Consider the following 15,239-nt stretch of genomic DNA (forward strand, 5'->3'; position numbering starts at 1 on the left):
GCATCGGTTTTCGGGAGCCTCGCCTCGGAACGATCGGCGTGCGCCGGGTACAGGGGCGGTTGACGGCAGAACAAGCGCTCGCTCGCATGCTCAAAAAACCGGCTTGCAGGCCCGGCGGGTCGCATCGGCGACCTATCTGGTCGAGGCGGCTCCCGCCGCAGTTCCTCGCGCGCCACGGGCCATGCCCGCAGCGGCGCACCCGCCGGCAACCCGCCCTGCTGCGGAGCCGGAGCCCGAACCCCAGGATATCGTGGTGACGGGGTCGAAGCGCGACATCCCGCTCGGCGCTATCCCGGCGGCGTGCAGATCCTCGATGGCCGCAGCCTGAGCGCGGCGGCGGCGGCGCGCGGCAACGATCTGCTGGAAATGCGTGTCGCCAGCGTCGCATCGACGCACCTCGGCCCTGGGCGCAACAAACTGTTCATCCGCGGTATCGCGGATTCGAGCTTCGTCGGGCCGACCCAGGCGACGGTTGGCCAATATTGGGGCAATAGCCGCATCACCTACAGCGCGCCCGACCCGAGTTTGCGGCTGTACGACGTCGAGCGGGTCGAGGTGCTGGAGGGGCCGCAGGGCACGCTGTACGGTGCCGGATCGCTCGGCGGCGTCGTGCGCGTCGTGCCGCGCGCGCCCGATCTCACCGCGTTCGGCGGGCAGGCGTGGGGCGGCGTGCAGGCGGTGCAGCATGGCGGCTTGGGAGGTGACGGCGGTGCCATCTTGAACCTGCCCGTGGCACCCGACCGCGCGGCGCTGCGCGCGCTGTTCTTTGCCTCCACCGATGCCGGATATATCGATGACGTGAAACGCGGGTTGAAGGACGTCAATCGCGTGCGGACGCTTGGGGGGGCGGCTTGGCGTTCGGATCGAGCCCGGCGATGGATGGACCGTCGATATCGACGGGGTCGGCCAGAGCATTCATGGAGACGATGCGCAATATGCCGATCGCGGGGGCAACGGCCTGACGCGCGCCAGTTCGATCGCGCAACCTTATGACAACACCTACGGCCTGGCCGAACTGGTTGCGCGCAAGCAATGGGGCACGCTCGATTTCACCGCGTCGCTTGGCTATACTCGGCAGAAGGTTGCCGAGATCTTCGAAGGGCAGGAACTGTCCGATCCCGCGCGACCGGCGCTCGCTCCGTCGATAAACAGCGCTATTGCCGCTTTCGGGCAGACCAATCAGATCGAGATGGTGTCAGCTGAGGGTCGGCTGGGACAACGCGGTCGCGACGGCACCGGGTGGGTTGTCGGGCTAAGCCTGCTCGGGAACACCGCGACCGTCAATCGCCGGATGTATGTCGACACCGGCCCGGCCGCCTCCGGCGTGCCGCTGACGGGCGTCCGGAACATGGTTCAGGAAGCGACGGTCTATGGCGAGGGTACCGTCAAACTGCTGCCCCGACTGACGGTCACGCTCGGCGGGCGCGCCACCACCTCGCGGCTCTCGGGCAAATCGCTGGACGTCGTGCAGCCGGTGGCGCTGCGGGTGGAGCCGGGGGCTGAGGCATCGCGCAGCGAATCGCGCTTTCTGCCGTCGGCGGCGCTGGCCTATCGCATTGGCGATGCCTGGACGCTGTTCACGCGGTATCAACAAGGCTTCCGCCCAGGCGGAATCGCGGTGCGGCAGGACTTCATCCAGCATTTTAACGCCGACCGCCTCGGTACGCTGGAAGGAGGATTGCGTTGGCGCGCCCACCGGTTGGACGCCAACATCGGAATCGCCTGGACACGGTGGACCAATATTCAGGCGGATTTGATCGACGGCTTTGGGTTTCCGACCACGTCGAACATCGGCGACGGACGGATCCTGTCGATCGGGATGGCCTCGAAATGGCGACCAGTCGACGGACTGGAACTGGAGGCTTCGCTCTATCTCAATAGCAGTCGGGTCATCCGTTCCTCGCCGTTCCTGATCAGTCTCGAAGGTGCCAATCTCGATTCGAGCCGTTTGCCCAACGTGGCCGATGCGAGCGGTCGCGTCGGTGCCACCTACGAGCGCCGCGTCGCTGGCACCCCCGTCCAAGCGACGGGCTTCGCTCGCTATATCGGCCATTCGACGCTCGGCGTCGGCACGGTGTTGGGAAAGATCCAGGGCGCGTATTGGGACACCGGGACCGAGCTTCGCATCGGTCCGCCGCGTTTCGGGATCAGCCTGGCGGTCACCAATCTGCTCGATATGCGCGGCAACCGCTTCGCTTACGGATCGCCGTTCCTGCTGCGCGACCACGACGAAATCACCCCACTGCAGCCGCGCAGCGTCCGCCTGGGATTCGATCTGGCTTTTTGAGCGCCACTGCGGTGGCGAGGCGGGTTCTCGCCATGGACCGATTACGGGCTCGTCCCGGTGCCTCCGTCTACCACAGGGCTGAATGATTTCGTGATTTGTCTTGGTGGCAAGGGATGTTTGATCAAGGAATATTTGCCGCGCTCGGCTGGAGACCGTCGCTGACGCTCCATCAGGCACTGGAATGGGTCGTCGCCTGGCACCGGGCGGTGGCGGCGGGGCAAGATGCGCAGGCCGTGACACGCGCGCAGATTGCCCGCTATGTAGAGGTCTCTGCGGTCCGGGAGCTGGCTTGACGGGGAAGGTGTTGCGCTTGCGCCCCCGCCGGGCAATTCTTGCGCGGCGGTTTCGTTTGGGACATGCGGGCAACCGCGTCGTCGATGCGCGTCTGGCCGGCTTGACGGCGAGCGTGTCGCGCCAAGCGACTTCGGGAGAGGGTTCGAGTGTCACAATACCCCGGAGCGAGCGCAGGAGCCCATGAGGCAACCGCCCCAACGGTCATCGTCGTCGACGATGATTCGATGGTGCGCGCGGCGATGGACTCCCTGTTTCGTTCGATCGGGCTGCAAACCCTGCTTTTCGACTCCGCCCAGGCGCTCTTCGAACATCCACGTCCCGCCGGTCCCACCTGCCTCGTCGTGGATATTCGCCTGCCGCGCATGAACGGCATGGAAATTCAGGCGAAGCTGGCGGAGCGCGGCGATCACGCGCCGATCATCTTTATCACCGGCTATGGCGACATCGCGATGAGCGTTCGCGCGATGAAGGCTGGGGCGGTGGACTTCCTCGCCAAGCCATTTCGCGATCAGGACATTCTCGACGCGGTCGAAGCTGCGCTGGAGCGGGATCGTAAACGGCTGGCCGCCGAAAATGCGCTTCATGCGGCAGGCCAGCGTTACGCCACGCTAACCCACCGCGAAACGGAGGTAATGGGACTCGTGGTTGCCGGGTTGATGAACAAGCAGATTGCCGGCCAGCTGGGCCTCAGCGAAATCACGGTCAAGATGCACCGCGGCTCGATGATGAAGAAGATGGGGGTTCGCACGATCGCGGATCTGGTTCGCGCAGCCGCGCTTGCCGAGGGGCGTACCTCTTCTGCCTAGACCTTCGTATGGTTTCCGCTTTGAACAACCGCTTCTAAAGTTCGTGCGTCGGCATCGCTCCGACCGGGAAAGTTGATGCAGGACAGAGCGCGGACGGTTGCCATAGTTGAAGACGACGAGCTCGTGCGTTTGGCAACCGTCAGCTTGGTGCGGTCGCTCGGGCTGGAGGTGGCGGAGTTTCCTTCGGCGCTCGCGTTTCTGGATTCGCCACCTGCGGAGCTGGGCTGCATCGTTTCGGACCTGCATATGCCGGGTATGTCGGGTGTGGAACTGCATGAGACACTTCACGCGAATGGCAGCACTGTTCCTTTCATCCTGATGACCGCCTATCCCACGGAGCAAATCAAGGATCGCGCGGGAAGGGGTGGTATCGCGTGTCTTTTTGGAAAAGCCGGGTGCAGCCGAAGTCCTTGCCGGCTATCTCGCCGATGTGCTTGGTCCGCTTGATTGAGCGGCGCACGCGGCTGCAGTTCCGACGAATTGCAGACCGACGTAGAGCTAAAGCCGAAACCCATATCTAGGTATGATCAAACGGGCAGTCGGGCCGACCTAAATAGGCGATGATCGCGACCGGATAGCCGATGCAGTACTTGTTGTCCGGATCGCGGTCTTTCGATGTTCACCTCGTGCGTTCGCTTGCGAACACGATCAGAAAGGTCCGCCCATGCTCAAGCCAACACTTCTTTTCACCAGCCTCCTTGCGGTTGCTCTTGCTGGTCCAGTCTCCGCGCAGAGCGCCAAGCCCGTTTCTGTCAAGAATGGCGTCGTCACCACCAATCAATTCGTCAACACGCGCAAGGGTGGCGAAGAAGTCTCATGCGAGGACTTTCTCAGTCTGGCTGACAAGTTCAAGCCGCAAGCGGTTTCCTACGCCATCGGTCTGAACAAGGGGCGTGATCCCAAGGTCAAGGTCATCGACGTTACGGGGGTTGAAAAAATCGTGCCGGTCGTGGTCAGCACGTGCAAGTCGCGCCGTCACGGTGCGCTGCGCGATACGGTCAGCACTGTATTGTATCAGCGGTAAGGCCAAGGGCGGATCAGCGTTGCTGGTCCGCCCCTTTCGTGTGCGCGGGATCGCGCTTTCTGGGCTCGGTGCCGTTGGCGCAAGAGCTAGACGAACAGCGAAAAGAGTGTGCCGGGCGCGGCGTCATGCCACGCGTAAGAGGCGTTAAGCCGGGTTGCCATCATCTCAATCAGCCGCGCACCAAAGCCGGTCCCTTGAGGTGCGGCCCCCGCGACGATGCCGCGCCCCCGATCGGACACATCGAGGCGATATCCCCCGAAAGGCATCGCGGATAACGTAATCCATACGTCGCCCGGCTGCCCCGGCTGATAGGCATATTTGCAGGCGTTGCCGACCAGCTCGGACACCAGAATGCCCAGCGCGGTCGCGTCGTCGGACGAGACCGTAACCGGTTCGACACTGACGACGATATTGCGCCCCGCCGCCGGATCGGCGCAGCACTGCTGAAGATCCTCGCCCAGTGACTGCAAATACGCGGCCAGATCGACTGCGAGCGGATCGCCGGCCTGATAGAGGTGCCGGTGCACCCCCGCGATGGCCGCAATGCGGCGCTGAGTCATGGTGAGCGCCGCGAGCGCCAGGGGATCCGCCACGCGGCGTGCCTCGATCGACACCATTGCCGCGAGCAGTTGCAGATTGTTGGCGATCCGGTGATGGGATTCGTCCGCAACGGTCCGCTTGGCGGCAGGCGGAAGCACGGTGAACGCCGAGGGGGTGTTCAGCGTGAGAGTCGGCACAGGGGTCATTGGCGGAGTGCTCTCTTCAAACGGTGATGAGACCTGATCCTCCGTTTGCCGAGCATGCGCCATCATACGGACGTTTAGGCCGCATCCAGACGCTTTTGTAAGGACCGACAGGACGTGCGCCAGGGCCCGGTCCATCATACGGAAGTCTGGGGTCGGCACCTGCAGAGATGGCTAGCGCATATCCGTCGGTGGAATAGGGTCTGGCTCCGGTCGGCGGGGCGATGGCTCGGTCGGGCGATCGTTGAGACGAAGGGGAGACGCATGGTGAGCGACTTGGCCAAAACGCCGTCAGGCCTGATCTGCGTTATCGATGACGACAGTGCTGTGCGCGCCGCTATCGACAGCTTGCTACGCTCGGTTGGCTTTAGCGTGTGTGCCTTTGAGTCGCCGGACCAATATCTCGGGTGCGGGCGAGCGGAGGAGGCGGCATGCCTGCTGCTGGACATCCGTCTGAACGGCTTGAACGGTCTCGATTTTCAGCAGGAGCTGCTGGGGCGTCAGTTGCATGTGCCGGTGATTTTGATGACCGGGCACGGCGACATCCAGATGACGGTTCGCGGGATGAAAGCGGGGGCCGTCAACTTTCTGACAAAGCCCTGCAACGATGACGACATTCTTGCGGCGATCGATGAGGCCGTCGTGATCGATCGCGCGCGCGCGCGGCGCGTTGCGAGGCGGAGGACGTTCGTCGCCTGTACGATACGCTGACGCCGCGGGAACGCGAGGTGATGAGCCTCGTCACGGCGGGTCTGCTCAATAAGCAGGTTGCCGGTCGCCTGTCGGTCAGCGAAATCACGGTCAAGATCCATCGCGGCAATATGATGCGCAAGATGCGGGCGCAGTCGCTCGCCGACCTTGTCCGGATGGCAGAAGGGCTGGGTGCTCGCGAAGTCACCGCCGCCAGGTTCGCCGCTTACGCCTGACGGCCCGCCGGGGACCGCAACTATCGTATAATTTGCCCGCCCGGCGGTCGGGGCTAGCCCGTTTCTCGAGAAGCAATCCAGCTTCAGCCCGGAGGCGCGACGCATGCCATTCCCAACTGTCGAACCATCCCGCCGCACCGTCGTGATGGGGTTAGGCGGGGTTGCAGCGGCGACGCTGCTGCCCTCGGCAGGCTTCGCGCAATCTCATTTCCCCCAGCCTCACGGAGATACGATCATGAGCAGTGGTTTTGTGAAGACCAAAGACGGTACCGAGATTTTCTTCAAAGACTGGGGCCCGCGCGATGCCCAGCCGATCGTCTTCCATCATGGCTGGCCGTTGTCGGCGGACGATTGGGACACGCAGATGCTGTTCTTCCTGCTCAACGGCTATCGTGTCGTCGCGCATGATCGGCGTGGCCACGGCCGTTCCACCCAGGTGTCGACCGGCAATGACATGGATCATTACGCCGCAGACGCATCGGCAGTGGTCGAGCATCTCGATTTGCGCAATGCGGTGCACATCGGCCATTCGACGGGTGGCGGCGAAGTGGCACGCTATGTGGCGCGCTATGGTGAGCCGCAGGGGCGCGTCGCCAAGGCGGTGCTGGTCAGCTCGGTGCCCCCGCTGATGCTCAAGACGCCGGGCAATCCGGGCGGCACGCCGATTTCGGTGTTCGACGGTTACCGCGCGGCACTCGCGGCGGGACGTGCGCAATTCTATCTCGATGTCGCGTCGGGCCCGTTCTACGGCTTCAACCGTCCGGGCGCGAAGGTCTCGCAGGCAGTGATCGACAATTGGTGGCGGCAAGGCATGATGGGCGGCGCACTGGCCCAATATGAAGGCATCAAGGCGTTTTTCGGAAACCGACCAGACCGACGATCTCAAGGCGATGTCGGTGCCCACGCTCATCCTGCAGGGCGATGACGATCAGGTCGTGCCCTATAAGGATGCCTCTTTGCTGCAGGCCAAGCTGGTGCAGCACGGGACGCTCAAAATTTATCCCGGCTATCCGCACGGCATGTTGACCACGCATGCCGATGTGATCAATCCGGATCTGCTTGCCTTCGTAAAGGGCTGACCTTCCCGGCCATCGCACGCGCCATCGGGAATGATCGACCGGGTATTGTCTCCAATTGCCGGTTTGGTGTTCCCGCTGGGGCCGCGATGCGCTAGCGGAAAGGAATGCCTGCCAAGCGAAAGATCCTGGTAGTGGGGGGCGGCACGGCCGGATGCCTTGCCGCCGCCTATCTCGCTCGCTTCTTCGATGGGCGGATCGAGATCACGCTGCTGGAATCGCCCGACATCGGGATCATCGGGGTCGGCGAAGGCGCGTTTCCCACAATCCGCGCGACGCTGCAGTTCCTTGGCATCGATGAAGCGCACTTTTTGCGCGAGACATCGGGCACCTTCAAACAGGGTATCCGTTTCGACGACTGGCTGCACGCGCCGACCGCCGACGGGCGGCGACATCGTTACCTGCATCCGTTCGAAGCGCCGTTCCATACCGAGCGCACCAGCCTGGTTCCCTATTGGCTGTTGCAGGACGCGGCGAAGCGCGCGCCCTTTGCCGAAGCCATGACGATCCAGAATCGCGTCGCCGAAAGCGGCCGTGCGCCCAAGCGGGCCGATGAAGGCGCGTTCTCCGGGCCGCTCAACTATGCCTATCATTTCGATGCGGGCAAATTCGTTGAGATCATCGAACACCGCGCGGTCGAACTTGGGGTGCGGCACCTCAAAGGGTTGCTGACCGACGTCGCGCTGGCCGAGGATGGCAGCATCGCCCATGTCGCGACGCGCGAGCATGGCGCGTTGGAAGCCGATCTTTATATCGACTGTTCGGGCTTCCGCGCCGAGTTGATCGGCAAGGCGCTGGGCGCGCCGTTCAAGTCGGTGCGGGACCAATTGTTCACCGATCGCGCGCTCGCCTGCAAGATCGGTTACGATCGTGCCGATGCGCCGATCGAGAGTTTCACGATCGCGACAGCGCATCCGGCGGGGTGGACATGGGATATCGCGCTGGAGGGTGCGCGCGGCATCGGGTGCGTCTATTCCTCGGCGCATATGACCGACGATCGCGCCGCGGAGATGTTGCAGCGCTATATCGGTCACGATCGCTTTACTGCGCGCACCATCCCGTTTGAATCGGGCTATCGCACGCAGCAATGGATTGGGAATTGCGTCGCGGTGGGCCTGTCGGGGGGCTTTCTGGAGCCGCTCGAATCGACCGGCGTGGTGCTGGTCGAGGCGGCGGTGGCGATGATCGCCGAACTGTTTCCCCATACCGGGCCGATCGATGCGCCCGCGCGGCGTTTCAATGCGCTGATGGCGGCGCGCTATGACCGGATTATCACCTTTTTGAAGCTGCATTATTGTCTCAGCCGACGCGAGGAGCCGTTCTGGCGCGACAATATCGCCCCGGACTCGATCCCCGAGGCGCTGCGCGATCTGCTGGACCAATGGCGGCACCGCCCGCCCAACCGCTTCGATTTCCTGATCGATGTCGAAAGCTTCGCCTATTTCAACTATCAGTACATCCTGTACGGCATGGACTTCCCGACCGATCTTGCGGCGGGCCGGGGGGATTTTCCGGACGGGGCGGTTGCGGAAAAGATGTTCGCGCGCATCCGCAGCTTTGGCGAGCGCGCGGTTGCCGATTTGCCGACCAACCGCGCGCTGCTGCACGATATCAATGCCGGTCTGATGCTTCGCTAAAGGTTCCAGTCGATCTGCAGCCACGCTTTGTCGGTATCGGTCGCGAAGCTTGTTGCGCGATAGCGCGCAAAGCGTGCCGACAGCGTGTAGTGTTTGCGCCGGGCCGAAGCGATCAGGTCGAGCTCGTCGCCATAATGCTGATCGAGCCGGTCGCTGGCAAAACGGTGCCAGGTCGCGCCCAGAGTGATGGCGTCGAGCGGGCCGATGTTTTTCCAGCCATAGCCGATCGTCCCATAACCGTCGCGCAGGCCGTTTGGCGGCGTGGTCGCGAACTTGCTGGCCCAACCGTTGAACTTGAAGAAGGAGGCGAGTGGCGTTTGTACGCTGGTCAGCGCGATACCCTTGTCCGCGCCCAGCACCTCATAGCCGATCGTTGCGGTGAACGCCTTTATGCCGAGCGTCGCTTCGCCCAGCCAATAGCTCGCGGCATAACGATTGGGGTTGCGATGCCAGTTGCTTTGCCGCGCCCAGCTCGCACTATAGCCAAGCGAGATGTCGCGGGTGAGCGCAGCCTTGCCGGCAAAGCGCACGCCATAGATCTGGCTCGACAGGCGAAAGCCCTGCACGGCGCTGGCATCCTGATCGACGAGATAGGCGAAGCCGCTGACTGTGCCGATGCCGGTCGCATAGCCAAGTACCGCGAAGAGGTTGTTGCCGCCGATGTAGCGCGGCCGCGCGCCCGTCCCGTTGCTACCGTTCACGGTCTGCACGTTCCAGCTATAGGCGAGGTCCGCGGTGAGTCCGGTCGCCTTGCCCCATTGGAAGCGTGCGGCATCGAAGGTCTGCTCGCTTTGCCGCCATCCGGCTGACCCGACGAAGCGTTCGTCGACAAAGGCGAGGCGTTGCCGTCCCGTCGTCAGCGCCAGGCCATCCTTGCCCGCATAGCGCAATTGCGCGCGGTTGAGCTCGATATTCTCCGGATCGGCCACCAGCGGGTAGAGCGTCTTGCCGTTCAATCCGTCATTGTAGCCGTCGGCCAGCGCCAGCACGCCCTCGCCCTCGACGAGGGCGGACCAGCCGTTCCAGCTGGCGGTGACACCGGGGCGTATGCGCAGCGTCACCGCATCGGCATCGCGGGGCAATCCATCCTGGTCGATATGCTCGTAGCGCAGGCGCACGTCGGCGCTGGGGGTAACCGTAACCTCCTGGGCATGGGCGACACCCCCCAACGACAGGCCGGCCGCTATCGCAAGCGCGGTCTTCATGGCGTTCTCCGAAAAGAAAAGCTTTGGCCCCACCGCCTTGGCGGCGAGGCGCAGGATCAGATGGTTGCAAGCGGTGCGTCGAGCGCGCCCAGTTCGCCGCGTGCGCGTGCTTTGCGGCCATAGACCGCCTCGAACAACGGCGTGGCCATGACGGTCGTGACGATCGCCATCAGCACCAGCATCGAGAACAGCGTCGGCCCGATAATGCCCTTTTGAAGGCCGATATTGATGATGATCAGTTCCATCAGCCCGCGCGAATTCATCAAGGCCCCAATGCCGAGCGCCGTACGATTGTCCTCGCCCGACAAACGCGCGGCCGCGTAACATGCCCCGAATTTCGCGAGGATCGATACGATGAGGATGCCCAGCGCGATGACCAGCAGCGTGGCGGAGTTGACCATGTCCAGGCGCGTGTTGAGCCCGGAATAGGTAAAGAACATGGGCAACAGCAGCACCACCGCAAGCGGCTCCACCTTGCGCTTCAGCTCCTCGACGAACAGCCCGCGCGGCATGCACACGCCCATCAGGAAGCCGCCGAAAATGGCATGGATCCCGATCGCATCCATCACGAAGGCCGACAGGCAGAAGAGCAGCATGGCCATCGCCAGCATCTCGCTGCTCATCGCGCCCTCTCGCTCGACAATGCGGCCGAGCGGGGCGAGCAAGCGCCGCCCGAACCCCAGCATGAAGGCGGTGTAGAGCACCGCACCGCCGATCGCGAGCACCGCCACCCCGGCCCCCGCGCCGAAGGTGGCCAGCACGATCGCCAGCACGCACCACGATGCGGCATCGTCAAAGGCACCGGCCGTCAGCGACAAGGTTCCCAGGGACGAGTTGGCGAGCCCGCGCTCGTTGATGATCCGCGCCAGCATTGGAAACGCCGTCAGCGCGATGCACGCGCCCATGAACAGGGTCGCGCTCGCCCGGTCGATGCCCGGCGCGAACAGGCCGGGGACGGTCAACAGGAAGGGCGTGATCAGCACTGCAAACAGGAACGGTGCCGCGATTCCCGCCCCCGATACCATTGCCGCGCTGCGCGCCTTGGATTTGAAGTGATCAAGGTTCAGCGTCAGCCCGACGATGAACATATACAGGCCGACGCCCAGCTGTGCGCCCACGTACAACACGTTGCGCGTTTCCTTGGGGAAGACAGTGAGCTGCAGATCGGGAAGAAGCAGCCCGAACAGCGAAGGCCCAAGGATCACGCCGGCGATCATTTCACCGACGACTTGCGGCTGGTGCAGCAGTTTCTTGCCCAGCCATCCGACCACGCGACAGGTGAAAATGATGACGGCGAGCTGCAGGAAAAAGTGGATGCTGAAGTCGCCAGGTACATAGCTCTTTGCGGCATTCACCGCCGGACCGTGCGGACCTAGGACCCCCGTCAGCGCGTGCCACGCGCTGGTCAACAGTTCAAACATGCACTCTCCCCATCGTCTCGCGCAGCTGCGTCCCCGCCGTCGCGACGTTTAGAAAAGCGCGCTTATTCCGATGTGTGCAACACCGTAGCGGGTCGACGCCGCGTTTTTTTCCGCCACATCGTGCCTTGTGTTGCGCGGGGTCAACAATGTAGTAACATCGCTACATAATAGCATGCTCAAAATAGCGACATAGGCACATATGAAGGTCATCGGAAGCCGGGAGTTCAACCAGGATGTCAGCGCGGCAAAGCGCTTGGCCCGTACCGAACCGGTGTTCATAACCGACCGCGGACGCCCGACACATGTGTTGATGAGCTTCCAAACGTTTCGCCAGATGAGCGGGCAGTGCGACTCGATCGTCGATCTTCTCGCCATGCCGGGAGCCTCTGACGACGAGCTGCCACCGCCGGGGCGCTGGGCCGCGCGGGAGGTCTCCTAATGTTTCTCCTCGACACGCCGATCGTCTTCGATCTTCGCCGTGCGCGAAGCCCGGACACCGAGCAGGGCCTTGCGCTTTGGGCCGGGGAGGTCGCGCGCGAGCGCTTGTTCGTGTCGGCGCTGACCGTGATCGAGTTGGAGGCCGCGGCGACCCAGGCTGCGCGGCGCGACAAGGCTGCGGGTGCGGCGCTGCGCCGCTGGATTGACGATCGGGTGATTCCCGCCTTTGACGGCAATATCCTGCCCATCGACACTGCGGTGGCGCAACGGCGCGGTCAGGTAACATTGGCGGATATGCGCGACGCCTTGCTTGTGGCGACCGCGCTCGAACATGGACTGACGCTGGTGACCCGCAATACCGCCGCCTTCAAGACTGCGCGGGTCAAGCTGTTCGATCCGACCGGTTATCGAGCCGAGGAGGTGGCGGAGGACGCCGATTGGCGCACCGCCGGGCGTGACGGGGCGGTCTGGCTGCGGAATCTGTTCGTACGATCGTGATTGCCAGCGGATGCGGTCGGGTCAGCCGCCCAATTTTCCGAATGCCGCCTCATAGCCCGCGCGGTCGCCAGCGTTTAACAGCTTTGCCTGTTCAACCCAGCGGTCGCGCGTCATGCGGCCTTTGAAGGTGCCGAGCTTTGCGTCCAGGTCAGCGGCGGCGGACGGGCTTAGCGCGGCGATCTGTTCGACGCTGGTGATGCCGTGTTCGCCAAGTGCGGCGGCAAGTTTCGGACCCAGCCCCTTGATTTGGACGAGGTTGGTGGCGACCGGTGGAGTGGGCGCGCTTGGTGTCGGCGCGGGCACCGGAGGCTGAGCGGGCACCGGCGGGGCGACGGCTTCGGGCGACGAAGCGGGGTCGGGCAACGGCGTTTCGTCCATACCTTGCACGGTGGCGGGCGTGGTTGCGCCATGTTCCTCGGCGATCGCGAAGTCTTCGTCGACTTGGGTTTCTGCCTCCGCCCGGCGGCGGCGCAACACCGTCCCCCACCAGATGGCGAGGACCGCCGCAATCGCCAGCGCCGCCATCAGGACGATATGAACGGTGGTGATCGGTCCCATCACGTCGATCGCCTGGTTCGGGTTTTGCGGGCCGCTAGCCATCATGGTCTCCTGTGTTTTCGGAAGGTTAGCGCAACCGGTCAGCGCGCGTCGCGTGCAATCTCACGCCAACCGATGTCGCGGCGGTGAAAGCCCGAGGGAAAGGCAATCGCATCGACCGCGCGGTAAGCGGCGGCCTGCGCCTCGGCAATGTCGGCCCCCAGCGCGGTGACCGCCAGTACGCGCCCGCCGCTGGCGACGATGTGCCCGTCCTGCAGCCGCGTTCCCGCCTGGAACACCGTCGCGCCGGTCGCTTCGGCCTCGGCGATGCCGTCGATCCGCCCGCCACTCTCGGGCGTGCCGGGATAGCCATTGGCGGCGAGCACCACCGTCAGCGCAGTCTGCTCGACCCATTTGGCGGCCCCGCGCTGCCCGAGCGTTCCGTTGGCCACCGCCAGCAGCACCTCCAGCAGATCCTCGTCGAGCCGCGCCATCAGCACCTGGCATTCGGGGTCGCCGAAGCGCGCATTATATTCGATCAGCTTGGGGCCATCTGCGGTCAGCATCAGCCCGGCATAGAGTACGCCGGAGAAGGGTGTGCCCGCTTCCGCCAGCGCGGCCACGGTCGGGCGGACGATCTCGTCGATCGCGCGCTGTTCCAATTCGGGGGTCAGCACCCGCGCCGGGCTATACGCACCCATGCCGCCGGTATTGGGGCCGGTGTCGCCCTCGCCGACGCGCTTGTGGTCCTGCGCCGAGCCGAAGGACAGGATGTCCTTGCCGTCGGTCAGCACGAACAGGCTGGCTTCCTCGCCCTCCAGAAACTCCTCGATCACCGCTTCGCCGCCGCGCGCGCCGAACAGATCGGCCAGCGCTGCCTCTGCTTCCTCGCGCGTGGTCGCCACGGTCACGCCCTTGCCGGCGGCGAGACCATCGGCCTTGACCACCACCGGCACGCCGAAGCGATCGAGGGCAAAGCGCGCCTCGGCGCGGCTCGTCGCATGGACATAGCCTGCGGTCGGGATGCCAGCGCGGTCGCACAGCGCCTTGGTAAAGGCCTTCGATCCTTCCAGTTGCGCGGCAGCCTTGTTCGGCCCGAACACCGCGATCCCGGCGGCGCGCAAGCTGTCGCCCAGGCCATCGACCAGCGGCGCTTCCGGGCCGATCACGACCAGTTCAATCGCTTTTCCCTGGGCGAAGGCGATGACGGCGCCGTGGTCGGTCACATCCAGCCCTGCGATTTCGGCATGCGCTGCAATGCCCGGATTGCCGGGTGCGGCGAACAGTGTACCGAGGCGCGGTGATTGCGCGAGCTTCCATGCCAGCGCATGTTCGCGACCACCCGAGCCGATCAACAGGACATTCAATGGCGGACCCTTTTCTAGAGATTGCCCGGCGAGAGGGCGTCCATGCGCTCCTAGACGAGCCGGTCGCAGGGGACAACGCCGCGCCGATTTCGGTAGGGGAGCTGGCCGGCAAGCTCAAGCGCGTGGTCGAAAGCGAATTCGGCTTCGTCCGGCTGCGCGGCGAGATTTCGGGCTATAAGCGCGTCGCCTCGGGCCATGCCTATCTCAGCCTCAAGGACGACAGCGCCGTGATCGACGGCGTGATCTGGAAGGGCAATGTCGCGCAATTGGGCTTCACCCCGCAGGACGGGGCCGAGGTGATCGCGACCGGCAAGGTCACCACCTATCCCGGCCGCTCCAAATATCAGATCGTGATCGATCGCATGGAGCTGGCGGGCGAGGGCGCGCTGATGGCGCTGCTCGAGAAATTGAAGGCCAAATTGGCAGGCGAGGGGCTGTTCGCTGCCTCCGCCAAAAAGCGCCTGCCGTACCTGCCGCGCCGGATCGGCGTCGTCACTTCGCCGACGGGTGCCGTCATCCGTGACATTCTCCACCGGCTCGAGGATCGCTGCCCGACGCATGTGCTGGTATGGCCGGTCAAGGTGCAGGGGGCGGGATCGGCCGAGGAAGTCGCCGCCGCCGTGCGCGGCTTTGATGCGATGCCGCCCGAGACGCGGCCCGACCTCGTCATCGTCGCGCGCGGCGGTGGCTCGATCGAGGATCTGTGGTCGTTCAACGAGGAAGTGGTGGTGCGCGCGATTGCGGCGTGCAGCATCCCGATCATCTCGGCGGTGGGGCACGAAACCGACACCACGCTCGCCGATTTCGCCGCCGATCTGCGCGCGCGACGCCCACGGCGGCGGCCGAGATGGCGGTGCCGGTACTCGCCGATCTGCGTTTGACGCTGGCGGGCTATGGCACCCGCACCGAGAAATGCGCGCGGCGCTATGCCGATCGCGGACGCGAGCAGTTGACCGCATTGGTGCGCGTGCTGCCGCGAC

General features: G+C 64.3%; 16 protein-coding genes and 2 pseudogenes. 13 read left to right on the plus strand and 5 right to left on the minus strand.

Annotation, left to right across the window (positions count from 1 at the left end; genetic code table 11):
* Positions 1-300: 300 nt before the first annotated feature.
* From NW75_RS26350 to NW75_RS10340, 6 genes are all read left to right on the plus strand, one after another.
* The gene (locus tag NW75_RS26350; RefSeq protein WP_231565116.1) at positions 301-993 is read left to right on the plus strand and encodes a TonB-dependent receptor plug domain-containing protein; all 693 of its coding nucleotides are present in this window, start codon (positions 301-303) and stop codon (positions 991-993) included.
* 22 nt (positions 994-1,015) lie between these two features.
* Positions 1,016-2,287, plus strand: coding sequence for a TonB-dependent receptor domain-containing protein (locus NW75_RS26355; protein ID WP_231565120.1), 1,272 nt, complete (start codon positions 1,016-1,018; stop codon positions 2,285-2,287).
* A gap of 113 nt (positions 2,288-2,400) precedes the next feature.
* Complete coding sequence (locus tag NW75_RS10330; protein ID WP_033965113.1) at positions 2,401-2,580, plus strand: hypothetical protein; 180 nt, start codon at positions 2,401-2,403, stop codon at positions 2,578-2,580.
* Between the two features lie 147 nt (positions 2,581-2,727).
* The gene (locus tag NW75_RS10335) at positions 2,728-3,387 is read left to right on the plus strand and encodes a response regulator transcription factor (RefSeq protein ID WP_033965115.1); all 660 of its coding nucleotides are present in this window, start codon (positions 2,728-2,730) and stop codon (positions 3,385-3,387) included.
* Between the two features lie 75 nt (positions 3,388-3,462).
* Entirely contained in the window at positions 3,463-3,834 is a 372-nt protein-coding gene (locus NW75_RS28230; protein ID WP_081988724.1) for a response regulator, read from the plus strand.
* A gap of 217 nt (positions 3,835-4,051) precedes the next feature.
* A complete protein-coding gene (locus NW75_RS10340) occupies positions 4,052-4,411 on the plus strand; it encodes an HdeA/HdeB family chaperone (RefSeq protein WP_033965117.1) in 360 nt (119 codons plus the stop codon).
* 86 nt (positions 4,412-4,497) lie between these two features.
* Here NW75_RS10340 and NW75_RS10345 read toward each other — a convergent pair whose 3' ends face one another.
* Positions 4,498-5,157 (minus strand): sensor histidine kinase, encoded by a 660-nt coding sequence (locus tag NW75_RS10345; RefSeq protein ID WP_052192355.1) that lies wholly within the window; start codon positions 5,155-5,157, stop codon positions 4,498-4,500.
* Positions 5,158-5,421: 264 nt separating this feature from the next.
* On the opposite strand from NW75_RS10345, the gene NW75_RS10350 reads away from it, so the two are divergent.
* From NW75_RS10350 to NW75_RS10360, 4 genes and pseudogenes are all read left to right on the plus strand, one after another.
* Positions 5,422-5,865, plus strand: a complete 444-nt coding sequence (locus tag NW75_RS10350) for a response regulator transcription factor (protein ID WP_231565117.1) — start codon at positions 5,422-5,424, stop codon at positions 5,863-5,865.
* Between the two features lie 20 nt (positions 5,866-5,885).
* The gene (locus NW75_RS26360; RefSeq protein ID WP_231565118.1) at positions 5,886-6,080 is read left to right on the plus strand and encodes a LuxR C-terminal-related transcriptional regulator; all 195 of its coding nucleotides are present in this window, start codon (positions 5,886-5,888) and stop codon (positions 6,078-6,080) included.
* 235 nt (positions 6,081-6,315) lie between these two features.
* Positions 6,316-7,159, plus strand: a pseudogene (locus tag NW75_RS10355) (alpha/beta fold hydrolase).
* A gap of 104 nt (positions 7,160-7,263) precedes the next feature.
* Complete coding sequence (locus tag NW75_RS10360) at positions 7,264-8,793, plus strand: tryptophan halogenase family protein (protein WP_033965119.1); 1,530 nt, start codon at positions 7,264-7,266, stop codon at positions 8,791-8,793.
* On the opposite strand, the gene NW75_RS10365 is transcribed toward NW75_RS10360, so the two are convergent.
* Positions 8,790-9,998 carry an alginate export family protein gene (locus NW75_RS10365; protein WP_033965121.1) on the minus strand — a complete coding sequence of 403 codons (1,209 nt, stop codon included), beginning with the start codon at positions 9,996-9,998 and terminating at the stop codon, positions 8,790-8,792. The genes NW75_RS10360 and NW75_RS10365 overlap by 4 nt on opposite strands.
* Positions 9,999-10,054: 56 nt before the next feature.
* Positions 10,055-11,419: a cation:proton antiporter gene (locus NW75_RS10370; protein ID WP_033965123.1), complete on the minus strand. Its 1,365-nt coding sequence runs from the start codon at positions 11,417-11,419 to the stop codon at positions 10,055-10,057.
* Between the two features lie 199 nt (positions 11,420-11,618).
* On the opposite strand from NW75_RS10370, the gene NW75_RS10375 reads away from it, so the two are divergent.
* Both NW75_RS10375 and NW75_RS10380 read left to right on the plus strand, forming a co-directional pair.
* Positions 11,619-11,858 (plus strand): type II toxin-antitoxin system Phd/YefM family antitoxin, encoded by a 240-nt coding sequence (locus tag NW75_RS10375; protein ID WP_033965125.1) that lies wholly within the window; start codon positions 11,619-11,621, stop codon positions 11,856-11,858.
* Positions 11,858-12,355 carry a PIN domain-containing protein gene (locus tag NW75_RS10380; protein WP_033965126.1) on the plus strand — a complete coding sequence of 166 codons (498 nt, stop codon included), beginning with the start codon at positions 11,858-11,860 and terminating at the stop codon, positions 12,353-12,355. Before NW75_RS10375 ends, NW75_RS10380 begins: the two co-directional genes overlap by 1 nt.
* Before the next feature lie 21 nt (positions 12,356-12,376).
* Here the strand turns inward: NW75_RS10380 and NW75_RS10385 are convergent, their stop codons facing one another.
* On the minus strand, positions 12,377-12,955 hold the full coding sequence (locus tag NW75_RS10385) for a helix-hairpin-helix domain-containing protein (RefSeq protein WP_033965132.1): 579 nt from the start codon (positions 12,953-12,955) through the stop codon (positions 12,377-12,379).
* A 38-nt stretch (positions 12,956-12,993) separates the two neighbouring features.
* Positions 12,994-14,259 (minus strand): phosphoribosylamine--glycine ligase, encoded by a 1,266-nt coding sequence (gene purD / locus NW75_RS10390; protein WP_033965127.1) that lies wholly within the window; start codon positions 14,257-14,259, stop codon positions 12,994-12,996.
* Here purD and xseA point away from each other — a divergent pair.
* Positions 14,259-15,239 (plus strand): annotated as a pseudogene (gene xseA, locus NW75_RS10395) (exodeoxyribonuclease VII large subunit); the annotation flags it as partial. The gene purD and the pseudogene xseA overlap by 1 nt on opposite strands.

The organism is Sphingomonas sp. Ant H11, from assembly GCF_000797515.1.
In the GTDB taxonomy this organism is placed as follows: Bacteria; Pseudomonadota; Alphaproteobacteria; order Sphingomonadales; family Sphingomonadaceae; genus Sphingomonas.